The following is a 22354-nucleotide window of genomic DNA, read 5'->3' on the forward strand; positions in this document are numbered from 1 at the left end:
GGCGGAGCAGATCGATACCTCGGGGTGGTTCGAGAAGCGCGACCTGATGCCCCGCTTCGAGGTCCCCGACGGCTACAGCGAGGTCACCTGGTTCCAGGAGGAGGTCCGCCGCGGCATGGCCCGCCGCTACCCGGGCGGCGTCCCCGAGGACCGCCAGCGGCAGGCCGAGTACGAGATGGACGTCATCATCCAGATGGGGTTCCCGGGGTACTTCCTGGTGGTCGCGGACTTCATCATGTGGGCGAAGAACAACGGGATCGCGGTCGGTCCCGGCCGCGGCTCGGCGGCGGGTTCGATCGTGTCGTACGCGATGGGGATCACGGACCTGGACCCGATCGAGCACGGGCTGATCTTCGAGCGGTTCCTGAATCCGGAGCGGGTGTCGATGCCGGATGTCGACATCGACTTCGACGAGCGCAGGCGGGCGGAGGTGATCCGCTACGTCACCGAGAAGTACGGTGCCGACAAGGTCGCGATGATCGGCACGTACGGCACGATCAAGGCGAAGAACGCGATCAAGGACTCCGCGCGGGTGCTCGGGTACCCGTACGCGATGGGCGACCGGATCACCAAGGCCATGCCCGCCGACGTGCTCGGCAAGGGCATCCCGCTCTCCGGCATCACCGACCCCGACCACCCCCGGTACTCCGAGGCGGGCGAGGTCCGCGGGCTCTACGAGAACGAGCCGGACGTGAAGAAGGTCATCGACACCGCGCGCGGGGTCGAGGGCCTGGTGCGCCAGATGGGCGTGCACGCGGCCGGCGTGATCATGTCCAGCGAGCCGATCACGGACCACGTCCCGGTCTGGGTGCGCCACACCGACCAGGTGACGATCACGCAGTGGGACTACCCGACCTGCGAATCGCTCGGCCTGCTGAAGATGGACTTCCTCGGCCTGCGCAACCTCACCATCATGGACGACGCCGTCAAGATGGTGAAGCAGAACAAGGGCCGGGACATCGAGCTGCTGTCCCTGCCGCTCGACGACCCCAGGACCTTCGAGCTGCTGGGCCGCGGCGACACCCTCGGCGTCTTCCAGTTCGACGGCGGGCCGATGCGCTCCCTGCTGCGCATGATGAAGCCCGACAACTTCGAGGACATCTCCGCGGTCTCGGCGCTCTACCGGCCGGGTCCCATGGGCATGAACTCGCATATCAACTACGCGCTGCGCAAGAACGGCCAGCAGGAGATCACCCCGATCCACCCGGAGCTCGAGGAACCGCTGAAGGAGGTCCTCGACATCACCTACGGCCTGATCGTGTATCAGGAGCAGGTGCAGAAGGCCGCTCAGGTGCTCGCCGGCTATTCGCTGGGCCAGGCGGACCTGCTGCGCCGGGCGATGGGCAAGAAGAAGAAGGAAGTCCTCGACGCCGAGTTCGTCAACTTCCAGAAGGGCGCCCGCGAGAAGGGCTACAGCGACCAGGCCATCCAGGCCGTCTGGGACGTCCTGGTCCCCTTCGCGGGGTACGCGTTCAACAAGGCGCACTCCTCCGCGTACGGCCTCGTCTCCTATTGGACGGCGTATCTCAAGGCGAACTACCCCGCCGAGTACATGGCCGCGCTGCTGACGTCGGTGCGCGACGACAAGGACAAGTCCGCGGTCTATCTCAACGAGTGCCGGAAGATGGGCATCAAGGTGCTCCCGCCGGATGTCAACGAGTCCGACGCGAACTTCACTCCCCGCGGTGATGACACGATCGTGTTCGGTCTGACCGCCGTGCGCAACGTCGGGCAGAACGTGGTGGAGTCGATCGTTCGCAACCGCAAGGCCAAGGGGCGCTACGCGTCGTTCCCCGACTTCCTCGACAAGGTCGACGCCGTCGTCTGCAACAAGCGCACCGTCGAGTCGCTGATCAAGGCGGGGGCGTTCGACGCCCTCGGGCACACCCGCAAGGGCCTCACCGCGCAGTACGAGCCGATGATCGACAACGTGGTGTCCGTCAAGCGGAAGGAGGCGGAGGGGCAGTTCGACCTCTTCGGCGGCATGGGCGACGAGGCGGCGGCGGACGAGCCGGGCTTCGGGCTCGACGTGCAGTTCACGGACGAGGAGTGGGAGAAGTCCTATCTGCTCGCCCAGGAGCGGGAGATGCTCGGGCTCTACGTCTCCGACCACCCGCTCTTCGGCATCGAGCACGTCCTGGGTGACAGGGCCGACGCCTCCATCGCGGCGCTCAACGGCGGGGACCACGCCGACGGGGCGATCGTCACCATCGGCGGCATCATCTCCGGACTTCAGCGCAAGATGACCAAGCAGGGCAACGCCTGGGCCATCGCCACCGTCGAGGACCTCGGCGGCTCCCTCGACTGCATGTTCTTTCCGGCCACGTACCAGTTGGTCTCCACCCAACTCGTCGAGGACGCCATCGTCTTCGTCAAGGGACGGCTCGACAAGCGCGAGGACGTGCCCCGGCTCGTCGCCATGGAACTCGCCGTCCCCGACCTGTCGGAGGTGTCCGCGAACGCGCCGGTGACGATCACGATCCCCACGGTCAAGGTCACGCCGCCGCTGGTGGAGAAGCTGGGCGAGGTGCTGACGCAGCACCGCGGCGGCACCGAGGTGCGGGTGAAGCTCCAGGGCTCCCGCACCACCACCGTGCTCCGCCTCGACCGTCACCGGGTGACGTCGGATCCGGCGCTCTTCGGCGACCTGAAGGCGCTCCTCGGGCCGTCCTGTCTGGCAGGCTGACGGGCGCCGGCCGCCGGGCCGGGGACGGCCCGGTCCGGCGGCCGTGCGCCGGCATGCGGGCGCGCCCGCGAGGGGCGTGCCCGCCGGCCGCGCTCAGTTGTGACCGAAGCGCTTCTCCTTGTGCTTCTGGGTCTTGTGGCTCCCGGAGCCGGGATTCACGGCCTCGCTGACCTGGTCGGGCGGCGGGCCGCCCGCCGAGGGGGAGTCGGTCTCCGTGCCGCGTTCCTCCTGCGGGGAGGCGGCGCGGTCGTTCTGGCGGTTCCTGTTCTTACGGCTCATGGGGCTCACCGCTCCCCGGCCCGGGGACGCGTGCCGGCGTCGCCCGCGGGCGCCTGGGCCCGGGTCTCAGGCGGCGGCTCGTCGAAGGACTGCCGCCGGCCGCGGTCGGGTATGCCCGCCGGCGAGCCGGCGTACTTGTCCCGGTGGGAATGCTGTTGCTGCTGTTTCTCGCGGTTCTTGCGCTTACCCATCACTGATCCTTTACAGGCGCGGACCCCCGCGGAGATCACCTTCGCACGGCCTGAGATGCCTCGCATGTCGGATAATTACCGTGCGTAGTACGTGCTGTTCATGGCCGGGCATCGGTGTCCGCCACGCCGATGATCGATGCCCTGCTGTTAACCACCCCTCAGTGGGGCAGACTCGAAGGCAACCCGACGTGAACTCCGCGGCTCGGGCCCGGAACCGGCTGAGAAGAGGGTGAATCGTGGACCGCTGCGTCGTCCTGGTGGACGCGGGCTACCTGCTGGGCGCCGCCGCGAGCCTGCTCGCCGGAGAGCCCGCCCGCTCCCGGATCACCGTCGACCACCCCGCGCTCATCCAGGGCCTGCGGGACCAGGCCGAGGCCGACACCGGGCAGCGGCTGCTGCGCATCTACTGGTTCGACGGGGCCCCCGACCGCGTACCGCAGCCGGAGCACCGGCGGCTGCGCGTGATGTCCCGCGTCACCGTCCGCCTCGGCGCGCTCACCCGCAGCGACGGCCGCTGGGCGCAGAAGGGCGTCGACGCCGCGATGCACGCCGAGCTGACCGAGCTGGCCCGCAACCGCGCCTGCGCCGACGTCGTGCTCGTCACCGGCGACGGCGACCTGCTGCCCGGGATGATGTCCGCGAAGGAGCACGGCGTCGCCGTGCACCTGTGGGCGGTCCAGGCCGCGGACGGCGACTACAACCAGTCCGAGGACCTGGTCGCCGAGGCCGACGAGCGGCGCGTGCTCGACCGGGCCTGGATCACCCGCGCCATGCAGGCCAAGGACCTCACCGGCATCTGCGCCCCCAGCCCGGTGCCGCGGCCCGAGATCGCCGCGATCCTCTCCGCCCCGCCCTCGGAGACCTCCGTCGCCGGCAAGCAGACGGCCGTCGCCAACGGCACCGCGCAGGCCACCGCCCCGGTCACCGAACGCCGCCACGACGACGCGGGCACGGCCCCCGACGCCGTACCCGAGGACGAGGACGACCCCGGTGCCAAGGGCGGCGTGCCCACTCCGAAGGACCTCGCGAGCCTGGGCCGCCCCGCCGTGCCGGAAGGCCGCCACGGGCACCCCGTGGGCAACGCCACGCTGCGCTGGTCGTCCGACCGCGGCTGGGTGGAGCGGCCGGGCGCGGAGCCGCCGGATGTCGCCGGGCTCCCCACGCTCGCCCAGCTCACCACCGCGGAGCAGCGCTGGGCGGACCGCGAGGAGGACATCACCGTCATCGGCGGCGATCCGTTCGAGGTGGGCCAGGTCTTCGCCAGGCGCTGGATGGAGCGGCTGGCGGACCAGGCGAAGCTGCGGCTGCTGGCCGGTCAGTACCCGCGCATCCCGCACCGCATCGACGGCGAGCTGCTGCGCTACGCCGCCCGCTTCGGGCTGCTGGCGCACAAGGACGACCAGATCGACGAGCGCGACCGGTACGCGATCCGGGCCGGGTTCTGGCGCGAGGTGGACGTCAGCTCCGCCGCGGAGCACGCGCAGGCCGCGGAGCCGGAGGCGTAGGGCCCTCGGCGGGGCGGTGTCGCGCGCCGCCCGTAGGCACGTCGTACGTACCGGCCGCCGCCCCCGTCAGGTCCGCCTCAGGACGTCGGGGAACCCCAGCCTCCCCAGCCGCCCGTCGGCGGCGCGAGCGCCTGCGGCTCCGGGTCGCGCGGCCCGAACAGCCCGGTCAGCACCAGGTGCACGGCCATCGCCGCTCCCGGCCAGGCCAGCAGCGCGCCCTTGGCCTTCAGCTCCAGCGGCGCGTCGAAGCCGCTGCCGTCGCTCATCTCCCTGGCCCGCTGCTCCACGTTCCCCGGCGGGCCCAGCCAGATGCCGAACCGCCAGGCCACCACCGCCCCGATCAGCGAGCCCAGCGCCAGCCCCAGCACCAGCGGCAGCCCGCCGCGGCGCCGCCACAGGAAGACCGCCACCGCGGTCACCACGCCGAAGGCCAGCCCCAGCAGCGCGAAGGTGCCGTCGATGGAGATGGCGTCCTCGCTCTCGCTCTCCTTCAGCCAGGCATCGCCCCCGCGGACCACCAGCGGCACCCGCGGCGCGAACTGTTCCCACAGGAAGCCCAGCAGCAGGCCCAGTGCCGCCACGCCCACCATGAGCAGGAATGCCTGCCACAGCTCCCCGGCGAGATCGGTGTCGTCGTCGGCCCCGGACTTCCGGCCGCCCTTTCCGCCGCCGGAGGCGGGCGGGTACTGCCAGGGGTTGTGGCCCGGTTGCTCGTGCGGGGGTTGCTCGTGCGGTGTCAGGGGAGCTGTCACCCCGTCATCGTGCCAGGGCCGGGGCTGCGCGCCGTAGCCAGGACGGTCGTTCGGAATGTCGCCGTGACCGCCGGTCCTCACGAGCGCAGCGCCGCCCGGCGGTACGCCCACGTCGCCGCCGCCAGCGCGGGCACCCCGACACCGGCGCAAACCCCCAGGTCCGCGAGGACCGCGGCCCACTCGGGACGGGGCGCGAAAGTCTCCATCAGCGCCTCCACGCCGTACGTGGACGGCAGCAGGTCGCGCGCGAAGGAGACCGGCCCCGGCATCCGCTCCGCGGGCAGCACGCCGAGCAGCAGGGCCGCCGACATGCCGAGCTGGCCGCAGAGCGTCGCCAGCTCGGGCCGCGGCGCGAGCAGCCCGAGCACCGCCCCGAGCCCGGCCAGCGCGGCGCCGGACAGCGGTACGACGGCCACGAGGATCCACAGGTGCGTCAGCGGCAGCTCGAAGAGCAGGCTGCCGGTCACGGCCGTGACGACGGTACCGGGCACGGTGAACGAGGCGTACGCGCCGGCCGCGCCGAGCACCACCGCGGCGGGCGGCACCGGGAGCGTCGCGTAGTGGTCGAGGCCGCCGGTGGCGCGCAACTGGCCGAAGTACTGGGCGAGCAGGTTCAGCGCCACGAACGCCACGATGAGCACCGTCGACCCGGCGACCACGGCGTGGGCCTCGGAGCTGCGCGCCTCGGCGTCGACCACGCCGCGCATCAGGACCATGATCCCGATGGACTGGAAGGTGGCGACGAAGAGCAGCGGCAGCCGGGCGACCCTGGCGCGGGAGAGCTGGGCGCGGTAGACGGCGGCGAGGGCCGGGAGGAGCGGGACGCGGGGCGCGAGCGGGACGGAGGCGGCGCGCCGGGCGGAGCCCTTGCCGTTGCTCCCGGCGGCTCCCTCGGCCCCGTCGGCTCCGGTGCCCCCGGCGGCTCCGTTCGGCATGGCGGTCCCCTCTGCGGTCCCGTTCGCGGGGGCGGGCCCGGGTACCGCCGGTCCATCAGCCGCGGGGCCGGAGCCGCCGGGCGGGGCCTGCGCGAGGCCGAGATGTCCGTCCGTCATGCCTTCACCAGTCCCTCGTCCCGCCCGCCGAGGGCCAGGTACACGTCCTCCAGGCTCGGCGTCGTCAGCGTGAAGTCGTCCAGCGCGGCGAACGCGGGACCGCCCGTGACCGCCGCGACCGCGGCGCGCGCCGCGTCCTCCGGCAGCCGCAGCGTCCAGCGGCGGCCCGTGCGGCGGGCGGTGCGGGCCAGCTCCGCGATCTGCGGCAGGTCGAGCGGCGGCTCGTCGCGCCAGACCAGGTCCACCCGGACCTCCCCGCCCACCAGGGCCTTCAGCCCGGCGGGGGAGTCGCAGGCGATGACCCGGCCGCGGTCGAGCACCGCGACCCGGTCGAGCACGGTCTCGGCCTCGATGACGTTGTGCGTGACGAGCAGCACGGTCGCGCCCCGCTCGGCCCGGCGCCGGTCGATCGCCGCCCACACGGCGCGGCGGGCCACCGGGTCCATCGCCGTCGTCGGCTCGTCCAGCACCAGCAGCGGGCGCTCGCCGACCAGCGCCGCCGCCACGCACGCCAGCCGCCGCTCGCCGCCGGAGAGCCGGCGCAGCGGGCGGTCGGCGAGGCGGTCGAGGCCGAGTTCGCCGAGCACGGCGTCGCGTTCCGCGCGGGCCGCGGCCGCGGGCAGGCCGCGCAGCCGGGCGGTGGTCTCGGCGGCCAGCGCCACCGTCAGGTCGTCCAGCGCCGTGGACTCCTGGCCGAGGTACGCCAGCAGCCGCGCGGCCAGCTCCGGGCGGCGCACGAGGTCGTGGCCGAAGAGTTCGATGCCGCCGGAGTCGGGCCGCAGCAGGCCGGTGAGCTGGCGTACGAGAGTGGACTTGCCGGCGCCGTTGGGGCCGAGGAGACCGAAGATCTCGCCCGCGTGGATGTCCAGCTCGACGCCGTCACTGGCCCGTACGGGACCGGCGGGGGAGGTAGAGGACGCGGGCCCCTCGGCGTCCCTGCGCCGCCGGCGCCTCTCGCGGGGCGCGGGATAGGTCTTCACGAGCGCGCGCACGGCACACACCACCGCGCCCGGCGGGGTGGCGGTCCCGGCCGCGGCAGGACCCGCCGCTTCGCTGCGCGTACTCACGAACTACGAGGGTACGCGGTGCCGAACGGCCCGCCCGCCGGGGGGAGGGCTGCGCGGAGCCTGGACGGATTCCGTGCACTCCGGTATGACCTGGACATGTCGAAGAAGACGCGCAAGCGTAAGTGGCGTACCCGCAAGGGCAAGGCCAACCACGGCCGCAGGCCCGCCTGACGGGACGCGGGCCCGCCCGGCGGGGGTCCGGCCCGCCCGCGCCGCGTCAGCGGCCGTCGCGCGCGATGGGCGCCACGACCGCGCCCGTCAGCTCCGCCAGCACCGTCGGCGACAGCTCCACCTCGAGGCCGCGCCGGCCCGCGGAGACGCAGACCGTCGGCCGCCCGGCGGCCGAGGAGTCCAGCACCGTCGGCAGCCGCTTGCGCTGGCCCAGCGGGGAGATGCCGCCGCGGACGTAGCCCGTGGTGCGTTCGGCGTGCGCCGGGTCCGCCATCACGGCCTTCTTGCCGCCGGCCGCCGCGGCGAGCGCCTTGAGGTCCAGCGCGCCCGAGACCGGCACGATGGCGACGGTCAGCGCGCCGTCGACCTCGGCGACCAGGGTCTTGAAGACCTGGCCCGGATCGACGCCGAGCGCTTCCGCCGCCTCCTCGCCGTACGACGCGGCGGCGGGGTCGTGGGCGTACGCGTGGACGGTGAACTCGGCGCCGGCCTGGGTCAGCGCCACCGTGGCCGGGGTGGATCCGGCCTGCTTCTTCTTGGCCATGGGAAAGGGCACCGGGGTCAGTTGGGGCTCGTCGGATGCCGCGTCAGGTCGACCGCGGGCAGCGACGGGAGCTTACCCAGCACCGCGCTCTCCCGCCGCAGGATTTTCAGCTCCGCCGACAGCCGCGAGGCGGTGTCCCTGGCCTGGAGGAGCTGCTGCTTCGACGGGGTGTCCAGCACGGCGGCCGCGGCGACGAGATACGACAGCACCGACGGCTCGTCCGGCAGCTCCGTGGCCGCGCCCAGCGAGCGTTCGCGGGCGCCGGCCAGCCTCTTCTGGTACGTCCTGAAGGCCCGTACGACCGCCGCGGACAGCACGCCCGCGCCCTCGCCCGACTGCTCCGGCAGCGCCTCGACCTCACCGGTCAGGTACTCGCCCGCGGCGTCCACCGACAGCAGCCGGAACCTGCGGGTCCCGGTGACCAGCACCTCGTACCCGCCGCTGTCCTTCTCCCGGATCGTCGCCGCGTCCGCGACGCAGCCGACGCCGTAAAACGCCTGCATCGGGTCGGCGCCGAAGCCCGCCGCGGGGCCGCGCCGGGGCAGCGCCGTCTGGTCCGGCAGTCCCGGGCCCGTGGGCGCGACCTCGCGCCCGTCCCGGATCGCCACCACGCCGAACCGCCGCTCCGCCTCGGGCAGCTTGCGCAGGTCGCGCATCATCGCCCGGTACCGCTCCTCGAACACGTTCAAGGGCATGACGAGGCCCGGGAACAGCACCGCGTTCAGCGGGAAGAGGGGCAGGCGTGCGGTGGTCACAGGCGGATCCTAACGGTCCCGGCCGGTACCTCACTGGCGGCGCAGCGCACGGGAGACGCCGGCCGCCACCGTGGTGGCGAGCACCCAGCCGGCGAGCACGAGCACCGTGGCCGTCCACTGGTAATGCCCCGACTGATGCCAGGCGTTGTCCTGGCCCAGGTCGATGACGGGCAGCAGCAGATCGAGCACGTAGAGCGGCGGGCTCCACTCGGGCCCCTCGCCGGGACGCAGCGCGCGCGGCTCCTGCCGGGCGAAGTGCAGCGAGCCGACCGCCCAGAGGACCGCCATCCAGACCACGGCGCGGGTGGGGCGGTAGCCGTACGCGACCGTCCAGTCCTGCAGCAGGCCCCACGCCTTGCCGGTCACCGGCAGCGTCTCGCGCTGGCGGCGGTGCTTGGCGAGCATGACCTCGCGCGCCTCGTGGTCCTCGCCGGTGTTCCGCAGGACGGCGGCCAGCAGCTCGTACGGCTCGGGGGAGAACTCCGGGGTGGCGGCCTCCACCCACTCCAGCCGGTGCACCAGCGGGAAGGCGCCGACGGGTATGAGGTGCTCGTAGAAGAACCCGGCCATCGCCAGCCGGCCGGGACCCGGCCAGCTCGTGTACTTGTCGCGGAGGTTGACCACCCGGGCGCCGGAGAGCACCACCCTGCCGCCCTCCGGCTCGCGGCCCATGAAGCGCAGCTCGGGCGTCTGGATCCGGCGCAGGGACATCTCCTGCTCCGGATCCATCACGAAGCGCGCGCCGTCGAGGTCGATGGAGTCACCGAAGCGGCCGTCGTCCAGGCGCAGCCCGCCGTGGCACTCGAAGCGCTGCATCCGCGTGCCGCGCGGCGGGGTGTGGCCGCTGATGCCGTACGGGGGCGTGGCCCCGCCCGTCGCGGCCTCGGGAACCGCCGCCGGGCCCATGTGCAGCGAGCGCTCGACGGTGAGCTGCGGCGCGTTGAGCGCGCGCTTGCCGTACGGGTTGCGCAGGACGCTGCCGCTCAGGTTCAGCGAGACGCCGACGGTCGCGCCGCGCATCCGCAGCTCGCCGTGTGCCTGGAGCAGGTCGGCCTGGAGGTCCTGGCCGACGGTGATGCCGTCGGCGGCGACGGCCACGCCTCGCCGGTCACGGCCGACGGTGAGCTGGCTGAGCAGCAGGTCCGTGCCTATGTGGGCGTCGGTGAGCCGGATGCCGCCGTCCACGGTGCAGCGGGGCATGTGCATGTCCCCGCTGGTGGTCAGCCGGGCGGCCTCCAGCCTGGGGACCGAGCACTCCACCAGGCGCAGCGTGGCGAAGGAGCACTCGGGCAGCAGCATCTCGTTCTCGAAGCGGCAGTTGCGCAGCTCCACGTACGGCTCGACGCTGCCGCCGGAGAGGTCGAGCGTGCCCGTGACGTACGCACCGGCCAGCTTCAGTGACGAGACGCGGCCGGGACGGGCCGGCGGGCCGTGCAGCAGGAGCCGGGCGAGTAAGGAGGCGCGCACGCTGCGCTCCGGCCCCCAGATGTGCAGCCCAGCCGGGTCGTTCTGCCCGGGATCGCGCGAACGCAGATCGTATGTCGCTCCTTCCTGGAAGGCTTCCCACAGCCCCCGCTCCGTCGCCGAAAGGTCCTCGGGCGGCACCGCCCGGTCGTGCTGTGCAGCGGTCAACGACACGCTCCCCTGGTCTGCCCGCGTCCGTCCCGTACGGCTCTGATTCCCCTCGGGGCGGCACACTGAACGCTAGTACCAGGTACTGACAGTGACGATTTTGCGGTCCAGCCTGTGGACAACCGGGCCGCGGCCCTGGGCCGTCTGAGAGACTTGGAGGCGTGATCTCCCGAATCGATCTGCGCGGCTCCGCCGCCGCTTCCGATGCAGGCGGCGGCATCGACCGCGACCTGCTGCCCCGTGCCGAGCTCGACGTCGAGGCCGCCCTGGAGAAGGTGCGTCCGCTCTGCGAGGACGTCCGGCATCGCGGCACCGCGGCGGTGATCGAGATCACAGAGCGTTTCGACGGAGTGACGCTGGAGCGGCTGCGGGTGCCCGCGGAGGCGCTGCGGCGCGCGCTGGCCGAGCTGGACCCGGAGGTGCGCGCCGCGCTGGAGGAGTCGATCCGCCGCGCCCGCATCGTCCACCGCGAGCAGCGCCGCGCCGACACCGCGGTGCGGGTCGTCCCCGGCGGGACCGTCACGGAGCGCTGGCTCCCGGTCGCCCGCGTCGGGCTGTACGTGCCGGGCGGCCAGGCCGTGTATCCGTCCTCCGTCGTCATGAACGTGGTGCCGGCCCAGGAGGCGGGCGTGCCGTCGCTCGCCGTCTCCTCGCCCCCGCAGAAGGACGTGCCGAACTCGTGGGGCGCGGGACTGCCGCACCCGACGATCCTCGCCGCCTGCGCCCTCCTCGGCGTGGACGAGGTGTACGCGGCGGGAGGCGCCCAGGCCGTCGCCATGTTCGCGTACGGCACGGACGAGTGCGCCCCCGTCGACATGGTCACCGGCCCGGGGAACGTGTATGTGGCCGCCGCCAAACGCCTGTTGAAGGGCCGGATCGGCATCGACGCCGAGGCCGGCCCCACCGAGATCGCCGTCCTCGCCGACGACACCGCGGACCCCGCGCACGTCGCCGCGGACCTCGTCAGCCAGGCCGAGCACGACGAGCTGGCCGCCGCCGTGCTGGTCACGCCCTCGGAGCGGCTGGCGGAGGCGGTCGAGGCCGAGCTGAAGACGCAGGTGGCCGCCACCCGGCACGTCGAGCGGATCACCGCTGCGCTGGGCGGCCGGCAGTCCGGCATCGTGCTCGTGGACGACCTGGAGGCCGGCCTGCGCGTCGTCGACGCCTACGCCGCCGAGCACCTGGAGATCCAGACCGCCGACGCGGCGGCGGTCGCCGCCCGGGTGCGCAACGCCGGCGCGATCTTCGTCGGCGCGTACGCCCCGGTCTCGCTGGGGGACTACTGCGCCGGCTCCAACCACGTGCTGCCCACCGGCGGCTGCGCCTGCCACTCCTCGGGCCTGTCCGTGCAGTCCTTCCTCAAGGGCATCCACGTCGTGGACTACACGCGCGACGCCCTCGCCGAGGTCACCGCGCACGTGGTGAACCTCGCGGAGGCCGAGGACCTGCCCGCGCACGGCGCCGCGCTGAAGGCGCGTTTCGCCGGAGGCGAGCCAGGCGGGCACAGCGGAGGGAAGGTGCCGCAGCAGTGACCGCGATCGACGACCTGCCCGTCCGCGACGAACTGCGCGGCAAGTCCCCGTACGGCGCGCCCCAGCTCGACGTGCCCGTCCGGCTGAACACCAACGAGAACCCCTACCCGCTGCCCGAGCCGCTGGTCCGGCGCATCGCCGAGCGCGTCACCGAGGCCGCCCGCCACCTCAACCGCTACCCCGACCGGGACGCGGTCGAGCTGCGCACCGAGCTGGCGCGCTACCTGTCGCGCACCGCGGGCCACGAGGTGACCACCGCCCAGGTGTGGGCGGCCAACGGATCCAACGAGGTCATCCAGCAACTGCTGCAGACCTTCGGCGGCCCCGGCCGCACCGCCATCGGCTTCGAGCCGTCGTACTCGATGCACGCGCTCATCTCCCGCGGCACCGGCACCGGTTGGCTCTCGGGCCCGCGGCGCGAGGACTTCACGATCGACGCCGGCGCCGCCGAGCGCGCCATCGCCGAGCACCGCCCCGAGGTGGTGTTCGTCTGCTCGCCGAACAATCCCACCGGCACCGCCGTGGACCGCGGGACGGTCCTGCGGCTGTACGAGGCCGCGCAGGCGGCGGGCCCCTCGATGGTCGTGGTGGACGAGGCGTACGGCGAGTTCAGCCACCGCCCGTCGCTGCTGCCGCTGATCGAGGGCCGCCCGCGGCTGGTCCTCACCCGCACGATGTCCAAGGCGTTCGGCGCCGCCGGCCTGCGGCTGGGCTATCTCGCCGCCGACCCCGCCGTGGTCGACGCGGTCCAGCTCGTCCGGCTGCCGTACCACCTGTCCGCCGTCACCCAGGCCACCGCGCTCGCCGCCCTGGAGCACACCGATACCCTGCTCCAGTACGTCGAACAGCTCAAGCAGGAGCGGGACCGGCTGGTGTCGGAGCTGACCGCGCTCGGCTGCGAGGTCACCGAGTCCGATGCCAACTTCGTCCAGTTCGGCCGCTTCCCGGACGCGTACGCGGCATGGCAGCGGCTGCTGGACGCGGGCGTGCTGGTCCGTGACAACGGCGTGCCCGGCTTCCTGCGCGTCAGCGCAGGCACACCGGCGGAGAACGACGCGTTCCTCGATGCGGTGCGCGCGCTGAAGAAGGAGAGCAACTCATGACCCGCGTGGGCCGCGTCGAGCGCACCACGAAGGAGACCTCGGTCGTCGTCGAGCTGAACCTCGACGGCCGCGGCGAGGTCTCAGTGTCGACGGGCGTCGGCTTCTTCGACCACATGCTCGACCAGTTGGGCCGCCACGGCCTCTTCGACCTCACCGTCAAGACCGACGGCGACCTGCACATCGACAGCCACCACACCATGGAGGACACCGCGCTGGCCCTGGGCGCCGCCTTCCGGCAGGCCCTCGGCGACAAGCGCGGCATCGTGCGGTTCGCCGACGCCTCCGTGCCGCTGGACGAGTCGCTGGCCCAGGTCACCGTCGACCTGTCCGGCCGCCCGTACCTGGTGCACACCGAGCCCGAGGGCATGGCCCCGGTGATCGGCGCGGACTACGACACGACGATGACCCGGCACATCCTGGAGTCGTTCGTCGCCCAGGCGCAGATCGCCCTGCACGTCCACGTGCCGTACGGGCGCAACGCGCACCACATCGTCGAGTGCCAGTTCAAGGCGCTCGCCCGCGCCCTGCGCTATGCGGCGGAGATCGATCCGCGGCAGACCGGCATCCCGTCGACCAAGGGCGCGCTGTAATGAACGGCCTGTCGATACTGCTGATCTTCGTGGGGCTCTTCCTGCTCGGCGGCGTCATCTCCTTCGTCAAGCAGGGCCAGTCGAAGAACGTGATCGCCGTGCTCGCCATCGGCGCCGCGATGGCGCTCGCCGCGGGCGTCCTGCGGCTGGGGGTGTGGGGTTGACCGACCGCGCCGCCGCCACCGCTCCCACCGCCGCCACCGCTCCCACCGCCTCCGCCGTGCCCGCCGCCCGCCGCGGTGAGGGCGGCGGCGGGCGCAAGAGCGTCGTCGTCTTCGACTACGGCTTCGGGAACGTCCGCTCCGCCGAGCGCGCCGTCGCCCGCGCGGGCGCCGAGGTGGAGATCACCGGCGACTACGACCGGGCGATGGCCGCCGACGGCCTGCTGGTGCCCGGCGTCGGCGCCTTCGCCGCCTGCATGGGCGGGCTGAAGGAGGCCCGCGGCGACTGGGTCGTGGAGCGCCGGCTGGCCGGCGGCCGGCCCGTGCTGGGCATCTGCGTCGGCATGCAGATCCTCTTCGAGCAGGGCGTCGAGCACGGCGTACGGACCGACGGCATGGGCGAGTGGCCCGGCACGGTGGAGGCGCTGCGGGCCGACGTCGTGCCGCACATGGGCTGGAACACCGTCGAGGTCGGGGCCGGCTCCCGGATGTTCGCGGGCATCGACGCCGGGGAGCGCTTCTACTTCGTGCACTCCTACGCCGCCCGCCGCTGGGAGCTGGAGGTGCACAACCCGCGCATCTCCCCGCCCGCCGTCACCTGGAGCACCCACGGCGAGCCGTTCGTCGCAGCCGTCGAGAACGGACCCCTGTGGGCCGCCCAGTTCCACCCCGAGAAGTCCGGCGACGCCGGTGCCCTCCTCCTCAAGAACTGGATCGAGACCCTCTGATGACGCCCCGCGAGATGACCACCGCCCTGGAGCTGCTGCCCGCCGTCGACGTCCGCGACGGCCAGGCCGTACGCCTGGTGCACGGCGAGTCCGGCACCGAGACCGGCTACGGGGACCCGCTGGAGGCCGCGCTCACCTGGCAGCGCGCCGGCGCCGGGTGGCTGCACCTGGTCGACCTCGACGCCGCCTTCGGCACCGGCGACAACCGCGCCCGTATCGGCGAGGTCGTCGCGGCGATGGACCTCAAGGTCGAGCTCTCCGGCGGCATCCGCGACGACGCGTCCCTGGCCGCCGCCCTCGCCACCGGCTGCACCCGCGTCAACCTCGGCACCGCCGCCCTGGAGTCCCCCGAGTGGGTCGCCGCGGTCATCGCCGAGCACGGCGACCGCATCGCCGTCGGCCTCGACGTCCGCGGCACCACCCTGCGCGGCCGCGGCTGGACCCGCGACGGCGGCGACCTGTACGAGACGCTGGCCCGGCTCGATGCCGAGGGCTGCGCGCGCTACGTGGTCACCGACATCAACAAGGACGGCACCCTCCAGGGCCCCAACCTGCAACTGCTGCGCGACGTCTGCGCCGCCACCGACCGGCCGGTCGTCGCGTCCGGCGGCGTCTCCTCCCTCGACGACCTGCGGGCTCTCGCCACTCTCGTCCCGGAGGGAGTCGAAGGAGCGATCGTCGGGAAGGCGCTCTACGCGAAGGCGTTCACGATGGAAGAGGCGTTGGAGGCGGTGTCCTGATGGCCGGTGGCGGAGTGCGTCGAATCTCGTCCGGTGCCCCGTGGGAGGAGGAGTTCGGCTACTCGCGCGCGGTGGAACTGCCCAACGGCCTCGTGCTGGTGGCCGGCTGCACGTCCGTCGTGGACGGCGTGATCGTCGGCGAGGGCGATCCGCACATTCAGGCCATGACCGCCTTCGGCGTCGCGTTCGAGGCGCTGAAGCGGGTCGGCCTGGAGCGCGAGGACGTCGTGCGGACCCGGATGTTCCTCACCCACGCGCGCGATGTGGAGGCGGTCGGCGGGGCGCACAAGGAGCTGTTCGGCACCATCCGCCCCGCCGCGTCGCTGATCATCGTCTCCGGCTTCGTCGACCCGCGGCTGGTCGTCGAGGTCGAGGTCGAGGCGTACCGCCCAGGCGGCTCCCGGGAAGCGGCCGGCGCATGAGCCTTGCGGTACGGGTCATCCCCTGCCTCGACGTGGACGGCGGCCGCGTCGTCAAGGGCGTCCACTTCCGCAATCTGCGCGACGCCGGCGACCCCGTCGAGATGGCCAAGGTGTACGACGCGGAGGGCGCGGACGAGCTGACGTTCCTCGACATCACCGCGTCCTCCGGCGACCGCGAGACGACGTACGAGATCGTGCGCCGCACCGCGGAGCAGGTCTTCATCCCGCTCACGGTCGGCGGCGGCGTGCGGACGGTCGAGGACGTGGACCGGCTGCTGCGCGCGGGCGCCGACAAGGTCGGCGTCAACACCGCGGCGATCGCCCGCCCGGAGCTGATCCGCGAGATCGCCGAGCGCTTCGGCAGCCAGGTGCTGGTGCTCTCGGCCGACGCGCGGCGCTGCGGCGCCGGCGCGGCGACGCCCTCGGGCTTCGAGGTGACGACCCACGGCGGGCGGCGCGGAACGGGCCTCGACGCCGTCGAATGGGCCGAGCGGGCCGCCGGGCTGGGCGCGGGCGAGATCCTGCTCAACTCGATGGACGCCGACGGCACCAAGGACGGCTACGACACGGAGATGATCGCCGCCGTCCGCAAGCGGGTGACGGTCCCGGTCATCGCGAGCGGCGGCGCGGGCCGCCTCGACCACTTCCCGCCGGCGATCGACGCGGGCGCGGACGCGGTGCTGGCGGCGTCGGTGTTCCACTTCGGGGACCTGCGGATCGGTGAGGTCAAGGAGACGCTGCGCACAGCGGGCCGTGCCGTACGGGCCACGCCGCCCCGGGCCTGAGCGGGCCCCGCGGCGGCCGGCTCAGCCGGTGTGCAGGACCCGGAAGCGGCCGGGCTCCGCCGGATCCCGGTCGACGACCTGGACCGGCGGCCAGGCCCACTGCCACACGTCGATCCCGGGCACGCGCGAGAACCGTATCGGCCCCCGGGTCCCGTCGACCGCTACGTCCCCCCAGGCGGCGGTGCGCGCGCCCGCCCCGCCGCGGAGCACGGCGGCGAGGACGGCGAGCGTGTCGTAGCCCTCGAAGGCGACGAACGAGGGCGCCCCGGCGAGCCGTTCGCGCAGCGCCGCCTCGACGCGTACGCCGAGGGGCGTCAGCCGCTCCGGCAGATAGCGCAGGAAGGGGACCCCCGCGCCCTCGGCGCCCAGCAGCGCCGCCCACTCGTCGAACTCGGGCTGTCCGGCCGGGGCGCCGAGCAGCATCCCGGCCAGCCGCGGGTCGCGGCGTACGGACCGGACGAGCGGCACCGCGGGCTCCGGGTGGCCGACGAGCAGCAGGAGGGCCGTCGCGCCACTGGCGGCGAGCGCGTCGCACAGGGCCTCGGGGGTGAGCGCACCCACGTCCAGCTCCGTCACCGTGCCCCCGTGCGGGGCGAGCCGGTCGTGCAGGATCCGGGTCCCGGACGCCCAGTAGACGCTCGGCTGGGCGGCCACGGCGAGACGGCGGTGGCCCGCGCCGAGGAGGAAGTCCGCGTACAGCCGCCAGCCGTGGGTCTGCGCCGGGGCGATCCGCGCGATGCCGTCGGCCGGCTGCTCGGTGAGCGCGTCCAGGACCGCGGACGAGCACAGGAACGGCACGCCGAGGGCGTCGGCCCGGGCGGCGGCGGTACGGGCGACGACGCTGTGGTACTCGCCCGCCAGCGCGGCGACGCCCAGCCCGGCCAACTCGTCCACCGCCGCCGCGGCGCGCCGCGGATCTGCGGCCGTGTCCCGTACCAGCAGCTCCAGGGGGCGCCCGGCGATGCCGCCGGCGTCGTTGACCTCGCGGGCGCCCAGTTCGAGCCCGGCGACCAGATGCCGGCCCGCCTCGGCCCAGCCGGGCGGGGTGAGCGGGGCGAGGGCGCCGATGCGCACGGGCTCGTCGTCTCGTCGCGGTGGGGGCGCCTGGGTGACCATGGCGGCCATTGCACAGGTCAACGCCCCCGCCGGCAACCGATTATCAGTCCGCGGACCGGCTCACCCGGCGCGGCCCACGGGCGCGCCCGGCAGGGCCGCCACCAGCCGGTCCACCTGCCGCAGGGACGCCGCCAGTACCGCGTCCGGGTCCGGGGCGTGCGCCACCGCCATCGCGCACTCGCAGAGCGCCCCGAAGACCACCGATGCCATCGCGTCCAACTCCACCGCCGGAACGGCGTCTTCACCGCCGTACACGACCGTGCCGACCGCCTGCTCCAGCCCGCGCCGCGTCATCGCCCGGCAGTCCGCCTGCACCTCGCGCATCACGGCCCAGCCGAGCGCTCCCGGGGCGTCGAGCAGCGTGATCCGCTGGGTGCCGGGCTCGATGGAGCCGGTGAGGAACGCGCGCTGGCCCGCGCGCAGGCCGTCCCACGGGTCCGGGCAGGCGCGGAAGGCGTCGGCGATGGCGTCGCGCAGCCGGTGCTGCTCGGCCGCGTAGACGGCGTGGAAGAGGGTCTGCTTGTTACGGAAGTGGTGGTAGAGCGCACCCTTCGTGATGCTCGCCTGGGCGCAGATCGCGTCGAGGGAGGCGGCGGCGTAGCCGTCCCGGGCGAAGTGCACGCGGGCGGCGCCGACCAGGCCCTTCGTCGTCGTCGCCGTGCGCTCCTGCTGCGTTCTGCGGGTCTTCATGCGGGCATTCTAGGCGGCGTACCCTGTACATACGTACTCCCGGTATGTAACTCTGCGGTAGCCAGGCCAGGCCGAGAACCTGACGCCGCAGCGCGAGAGAGGGGCCCGACGCCCATGACCACCACCGCAGTCGTCGTCGACGCCGTCCGCACGGCCTCCGGCAAGGGCAAGCCGGGCGGCGCCCTGTCCGGCGTCCACTCCGTCGACCTGCTGGCCGAGGTGCTGCGCGCGCTCGTCGACCGCAACGGGCTCGACCCCGCGCGGCTCGACGACGTGATCGCCGGCTGCGTCACGCAGGCCGCCGACCAGTCGTTCAACATCGCCCGCAACGCCGTGCTCGCCGCCGGCTTCCCCGAGTCCGTGCCCGGCACCACCGTCGACCGGCAGTGCGGCTCCTCGCAGCAGGCCGCGCACTTCGCGGCGCAGGGGGTGATGGCCGGGGCGTACGACATCGCCGTGGCCGCCGGTGTCGAGTCGATGAGCCGGGTGCCGATGGGCACCGCCGCCGTGGGCCGCGACCCGTTCGGCGACCGGCTCGCCGCCCGCTACCCGGGCGGGCTGATCGCCCAGGGCCACTCCGCGGAGCTGATCGCGGCGCGCTGGGGGCTGGGGCGTACGGAGCTGGACGCGTTCTCCGAGCGCTCGCACCGGCTGGCGGTACGGGCCTGGGAGCGGGGCGTCTTCGACGCGGACGTCGTGCCCGTGGGGGAGCACCGCAAGGACGAGACCGTACGGCCGTCGACGTCCCTGGACGGGCTCGCCGCGCTCAAGCCGTCCTTCTACGACCCGGCCGTCGCCGAGCGCTTCCCCGAGATCGGCTGGCACATCACGCCCGGCAACTCCTCGCCGCTCACGGACGGCGCCTCCGCCGTGCTGATCACGAGCGAGGAGCGGGCGGCGGAGCTGGGCCTCACGCCGCGGGCGCGGTTCCACTCCTTCGCCGTGACCGGCGACGACCCGGTGCTGATGCTGATGGGCGTCGTACCGGCGACGCGGAAGGTGCTGGCCAAGGCGGGCCTGACGATCGGCGACATCGACGCCTTCGAGGTGAACGAGGCATTCGCGCCCGTGCCGCTGGCATGGCAGCGCGACGTGGGAGCGGACCCGGAGCGGGTCAACGTCCACGGCGGCGCGATCGCCCTGGGCCACGCGCTGGGCGCGTCGGGCACGCGGCTGCTGGGCACGCTGCTCGGCGCGCTGGACGCGGTGGACGGCCGCTACGGGCTGCAGGTGATGTGCGAGGCGGGCGGCCTGGCGAACGCGACGATCGTGGAACGCCTCCGGTAGCGCTGCGCGGAGTTCCGCCGCCGGCGTCCTACCGGCGGAGGAACCGGGCGGCGAGACCCTAGGATCTGTCTTCAATCTCGCGTCGTTCGCCCGCAGGGAGGGCGGCGCAGGGGGCACCGCCCACGCCCCCGGGGCGTAGGGGGAGTCTGGTGCGTGCGATCGCAAGGCGGAGGGCCGACCGCATAGCGGGCCTCTTCGGCCGATCCCGACAACGCAGCGAGCGTGCGTGCCAGGCTCCCCCACAGCGCGCTGCGCGCACGTGGGCGGTACCCCCAGCCGCAGACGGGAGAGTGAAGACACCCTAGCGGCGTACCTTGAACTTCAGGTGCAGCACTCCTTCGCCCTCGATGACGACGTGCGGATCCTCCAGCAGGTGCTGCCCGCGGATGCCGCCGAAGTAGCGTCTGCCCGATCCGAACACCACCGGGACCACGTCCATCGCCACCTCGTCCACCAGACCGGCCGCGAGCGCCTGGGCCCCCGCTTCGCCGGCGTTCACCGCGACAACCCGCTCCCCGGCGAGCTCCCGGGCCTTGCCGATCGCACCCGGCACGCTGTCGGCGAAGTGGCAGGACGCCTCCGGATGCCACCCCGGCGGCTTCGGCCGGTGGGAGACCACGACGATGTGATCGCCTGCGGGCGGCCGGCCCTCCCAGCCGTTCACCTGGTCGAAGAGGGTGCGGCCCATCACGATCGTGCCGATCGACTCCCACATCGACCGGACATAGTCTGCCGACGCGCGGGAGACCTTGAAGCCGGTTCCGGCACCGGAATGGTCGAACTCCCCCTCCTCGCCCACGACGAGGGGGACGTCCCCGCCGAAGTACCAGTCGTGCAGGGGACCGACCTCGCCGTTCTCATCGGCGATGAAGCCGTCCACCGACACCACACTGTGCATGATCACCGTGCCCACGGGCTCTCCTCGACGTGTCCTTGCGGGTTTCCGCGATCTTCCCGCACCGTGGGGACCCGGGCATGTAAGAAATCAATCGGCCGGCATCGGGCCGAGATCCTGCGGATCCCGCCGCTCGGCGGGGAACCGGCGCCGCAGCGCCAGGTACTCCGTGGGAGTGTGGCCGGTGAAGTCCTTGAACTCCCTGCTGAAGTGGGCGTGGTCGAAATAGCCCGCCGTCTGGGCGAGACCGGACCAGTCGACCGGGCGCAGGGCGTCCACCGACACGATCAGCCGCGCAAAGCGGTAGATCCGCGCCATCCGCTTCGGGGTGACACCCACGTGATCCTTGAAGAGGCCGGCCAGATGATTGCCGCTCACCCCGGCGGCATCGGCCAGCGCACGGACCGCGACCGTGCCGTGCGAGGTCTCCAGCCACCCGCCCGTGTGCCGGACCAGGTCGAGACCGCGCGCGGGGGCCACGGCGAGATGCGAACGCAGCTCCTCCTCCACCACCCGCAGCGCCTCGGCGGCCGACGCGGCGTCGCCGATCCGGTTGCGTATCCGGTCCGCGGAGCGTTGCCAGACGGCGTCGAGTGGTGCCCACCGGTTGCGCAGTTCGGCCGCCGGCAGGCCGGCGAACGGCGACATGCCCCAGGGTTTGAAGTGCACCCCGACGAGCCGCACACGCGGAGGGTACGCGAAGAGGAAGCGCCTGGTCCATACGCCCATGAACCACCCGTCCGTCATCAGCGCCGGCGGCACGGAACGGTCCGAGTCCCACAGGCGGACCGGTCCGCCGTGGTGCAGGAACAAGTGCGCCGACGGCATCGGGGGAACGTTCATCAGCCGGTGCCGCGGCACTCCGGTGAGGCAGTAGATGTCGTCGATGAAGCGGTCGAGCGGCGGAGCGGGCACGATGCCGACGTATTCCACGGGCCCAGTATGGCCGCCTGACCGCGGGCGAGGGAACGGCGGCCCGGGCCCTGACGCAGCCCGGCCCGCCGTCCGGCGCCGCTAGGCCCTGTCTGACAAATCCCGTCTGCGGCTGGGGGTACCGCCCACGTGCGCGCAGCGCGCTGTGGGGGAGCCTGGCACGCACGCTCGCTGCGTTGTCGGGATCGGCCGAAGAGGCCCGCTATGCGGTCGGCCCTCCGCCTTGCGATCGCACGCACCAGACGCCTGGGGGTACCGCCCACGCGCGCTTGCGCGCTGTGGGGGAGCCCGCCCAGAGGGCGGACGGCGCTGTGTGTCAGACAGGGACTAGGCGCCCAGCGCCTCCGCCGTGCGCAGCGCGCCCGCCGCCTCGTCCTCGCGGCCCTGGCGCTGGAGCGTGCGGCCCAGCATCAGGTGGGCGTAGTGCTCGACCGGGTCGCGGTCGAGGACCGCGCGCAGCTCCGTCTCGGCGCGGGTCAACTGCGCGGAGTGATAGTACGCCCGGGCCAGCAGCAGCCGGGGCGCGACCTGGTCGGGGTACTCCTCGACCACCGCGGTCAGCAGCTTCGCCGCCCCCACGTAGTCCTTCGAGTCGAAGAGCGCACCGGCCCGCTCCCAGCGGGACGCCGCGTCCTCCGCCTCGGGCGCCGCGAAGATGTTCAGCACGTCGCTCCAGCGGCTGGCGGCCGGCTCGCCGTCGGGACCGAAGGCGTTGAAGCCCCGGAACTCCTCGCTCAT

Annotated in this window: 24 protein-coding genes; 11 read left to right on the plus strand and 13 right to left on the minus strand. The window is 73.3% G+C overall.

Going from position 1 to position 22354, the window contains the following annotated elements; genetic code table 11:
* Positions 1 to 2686, plus strand: a 2686-nt coding sequence (dnaE, locus tag FB457_RS14730; protein WP_145782168.1) for a DNA polymerase III subunit alpha, incomplete at its 5' end; no start/stop codon positions are given.
* Between the two features lie 93 nt (positions 2687 to 2779).
* Here dnaE and FB457_RS14735 read toward each other — a convergent pair.
* Positions 2780 to 2965 carry a hypothetical protein gene (locus FB457_RS14735; protein WP_047015258.1) on the minus strand — a complete coding sequence of 62 codons (186 nt, stop codon included), beginning with the start codon at positions 2963 to 2965 and terminating at the stop codon, positions 2780 to 2782.
* 5 nt (positions 2966 to 2970) lie between these two features.
* A complete protein-coding gene (locus FB457_RS14740; RefSeq protein ID WP_047015257.1) occupies positions 2971 to 3156 on the minus strand; it encodes a hypothetical protein in 186 nt (61 codons plus the stop codon).
* A 236-nt stretch (positions 3157 to 3392) separates the two neighbouring features.
* On the opposite strand from FB457_RS14740, the gene FB457_RS14745 reads away from it, so the two are divergent.
* Positions 3393 to 4661 carry an NYN domain-containing protein gene (locus FB457_RS14745; RefSeq protein WP_047015256.1) on the plus strand — a complete coding sequence of 423 codons (1269 nt, stop codon included), beginning with the start codon at positions 3393 to 3395 and terminating at the stop codon, positions 4659 to 4661.
* A gap of 77 nt (positions 4662 to 4738) precedes the next feature.
* Here FB457_RS14745 and FB457_RS14750 read toward each other — a convergent pair whose 3' ends face one another.
* From FB457_RS14750 to FB457_RS14775, 6 genes are all read right to left on the minus strand, one after another.
* Entirely contained in the window at positions 4739 to 5413 is a 675-nt protein-coding gene (locus FB457_RS14750; protein WP_047019825.1) for an SLC41A family transporter, read from the minus strand.
* A 77-nt stretch (positions 5414 to 5490) separates the two neighbouring features.
* The gene (locus FB457_RS14755; protein ID WP_047019824.1) at positions 5491 to 6348 is read right to left on the minus strand and encodes an ABC transporter permease; all 858 of its coding nucleotides are present in this window, start codon (positions 6346 to 6348) and stop codon (positions 5491 to 5493) included.
* Positions 6349 to 6461: 113 nt separating this feature from the next.
* The gene (locus FB457_RS14760) at positions 6462 to 7457 is read right to left on the minus strand and encodes an ABC transporter ATP-binding protein (RefSeq protein ID WP_145782241.1); all 996 of its coding nucleotides are present in this window, start codon (positions 7455 to 7457) and stop codon (positions 6462 to 6464) included.
* A gap of 292 nt (positions 7458 to 7749) precedes the next feature.
* The gene (gene ybaK, locus FB457_RS14765; RefSeq protein ID WP_047015254.1) at positions 7750 to 8247 is read right to left on the minus strand and encodes a Cys-tRNA(Pro) deacylase; all 498 of its coding nucleotides are present in this window, start codon (positions 8245 to 8247) and stop codon (positions 7750 to 7752) included.
* Between the two features lie 17 nt (positions 8248 to 8264).
* Positions 8265 to 9002, minus strand: a complete 738-nt coding sequence (locus tag FB457_RS14770; protein ID WP_047015253.1) for an LON peptidase substrate-binding domain-containing protein — start codon at positions 9000 to 9002, stop codon at positions 8265 to 8267.
* A gap of 30 nt (positions 9003 to 9032) precedes the next feature.
* Positions 9033 to 10634, minus strand: coding sequence for a hypothetical protein (locus tag FB457_RS14775; RefSeq protein WP_047015252.1), 1602 nt, complete (start codon positions 10632 to 10634; stop codon positions 9033 to 9035).
* 161 nt (positions 10635 to 10795) lie between these two features.
* Here FB457_RS14775 and hisD point away from each other — a divergent pair, with 161 nt between their 5' ends.
* Genes hisD through hisF form a run of 8 tightly spaced genes read left to right on the plus strand, consistent with a single transcriptional unit; the run spans position 10796 to position 16695 of the window.
* Positions 10796 to 12166 (plus strand): histidinol dehydrogenase, encoded by a 1371-nt coding sequence (hisD, locus tag FB457_RS14780; protein WP_145782170.1) that lies wholly within the window; start codon positions 10796 to 10798, stop codon positions 12164 to 12166.
* The gene (locus tag FB457_RS14785; protein ID WP_047015250.1) at positions 12163 to 13269 is read left to right on the plus strand and encodes a histidinol-phosphate transaminase; all 1107 of its coding nucleotides are present in this window, start codon (positions 12163 to 12165) and stop codon (positions 13267 to 13269) included. The genes hisD and FB457_RS14785 overlap by 4 nt, the downstream gene beginning before the upstream one ends.
* Complete coding sequence (hisB, locus tag FB457_RS14790) at positions 13266 to 13859, plus strand: imidazoleglycerol-phosphate dehydratase HisB (protein ID WP_145782171.1); 594 nt, start codon at positions 13266 to 13268, stop codon at positions 13857 to 13859. The genes FB457_RS14785 and hisB overlap by 4 nt, the downstream gene beginning before the upstream one ends.
* On the plus strand, positions 13859 to 14023 hold the full coding sequence (locus FB457_RS35230; protein WP_047015248.1) for a hypothetical protein: 165 nt from the start codon (positions 13859 to 13861) through the stop codon (positions 14021 to 14023). Before hisB ends, FB457_RS35230 begins: the two co-directional genes overlap by 1 nt.
* A gap of 56 nt (positions 14024 to 14079) precedes the next feature.
* Positions 14080 to 14748, plus strand: a complete 669-nt coding sequence (gene hisH, locus FB457_RS14795) for an imidazole glycerol phosphate synthase subunit HisH (RefSeq protein ID WP_047019823.1) — start codon at positions 14080 to 14082, stop codon at positions 14746 to 14748.
* The gene (gene priA / locus FB457_RS14800; protein ID WP_047015247.1) at positions 14748 to 15488 is read left to right on the plus strand and encodes a bifunctional 1-(5-phosphoribosyl)-5-((5-phosphoribosylamino)methylideneamino)imidazole-4-carboxamide isomerase/phosphoribosylanthranilate isomerase PriA; all 741 of its coding nucleotides are present in this window, start codon (positions 14748 to 14750) and stop codon (positions 15486 to 15488) included. The genes hisH and priA overlap by 1 nt, the downstream gene beginning before the upstream one ends.
* Entirely contained in the window at positions 15488 to 15910 is a 423-nt protein-coding gene (locus FB457_RS14805) for a RidA family protein (RefSeq protein WP_047015246.1), read from the plus strand. The genes priA and FB457_RS14805 overlap by 1 nt, the downstream gene beginning before the upstream one ends.
* Complete coding sequence (hisF, locus tag FB457_RS14810; protein WP_047015245.1) at positions 15907 to 16695, plus strand: imidazole glycerol phosphate synthase subunit HisF; 789 nt, start codon at positions 15907 to 15909, stop codon at positions 16693 to 16695. Before FB457_RS14805 ends, hisF begins: the two co-directional genes overlap by 4 nt.
* Positions 16696 to 16716: 21 nt before the next feature.
* Here the strand turns inward: hisF and FB457_RS14815 are convergent, their stop codons facing one another.
* Together FB457_RS14815 and FB457_RS14820 are read right to left on the minus strand one after the other, a co-directional pair.
* Complete coding sequence (locus FB457_RS14815; RefSeq protein ID WP_047015244.1) at positions 16717 to 17820, minus strand: ABC transporter substrate-binding protein; 1104 nt, start codon at positions 17818 to 17820, stop codon at positions 16717 to 16719.
* Positions 17821 to 17871: 51 nt separating this feature from the next.
* Positions 17872 to 18501, minus strand: a complete 630-nt coding sequence (locus FB457_RS14820; protein ID WP_145782172.1) for a TetR family transcriptional regulator — start codon at positions 18499 to 18501, stop codon at positions 17872 to 17874.
* A gap of 114 nt (positions 18502 to 18615) precedes the next feature.
* Between FB457_RS14820 and FB457_RS14825 the strand changes: the two genes are divergently transcribed.
* Positions 18616 to 19788, plus strand: coding sequence for a thiolase family protein (locus FB457_RS14825; protein WP_047015242.1), 1173 nt, complete (start codon positions 18616 to 18618; stop codon positions 19786 to 19788).
* Between the two features lie 301 nt (positions 19789 to 20089).
* Here the strand turns inward: FB457_RS14825 and FB457_RS14830 are convergent, their stop codons facing one another.
* From FB457_RS14830 to FB457_RS14845, 3 genes are all read right to left on the minus strand, one after another.
* The gene (locus FB457_RS14830) at positions 20090 to 20701 is read right to left on the minus strand and encodes a dihydrofolate reductase family protein (RefSeq protein WP_047015241.1); all 612 of its coding nucleotides are present in this window, start codon (positions 20699 to 20701) and stop codon (positions 20090 to 20092) included.
* Positions 20702 to 20773: 72 nt separating this feature from the next.
* Positions 20774 to 21616: a helix-turn-helix domain-containing protein gene (locus FB457_RS14835; protein WP_047015240.1), complete on the minus strand. Its 843-nt coding sequence runs from the start codon at positions 21614 to 21616 to the stop codon at positions 20774 to 20776.
* A 327-nt stretch (positions 21617 to 21943) separates the two neighbouring features.
* Entirely contained in the window at positions 21944 to 22354 is a 411-nt protein-coding gene (locus FB457_RS14845) for a tetratricopeptide repeat protein (RefSeq protein ID WP_047015239.1), read from the minus strand.

The organism is Streptomyces sp. CNZ287 (assembly GCF_007827615.1).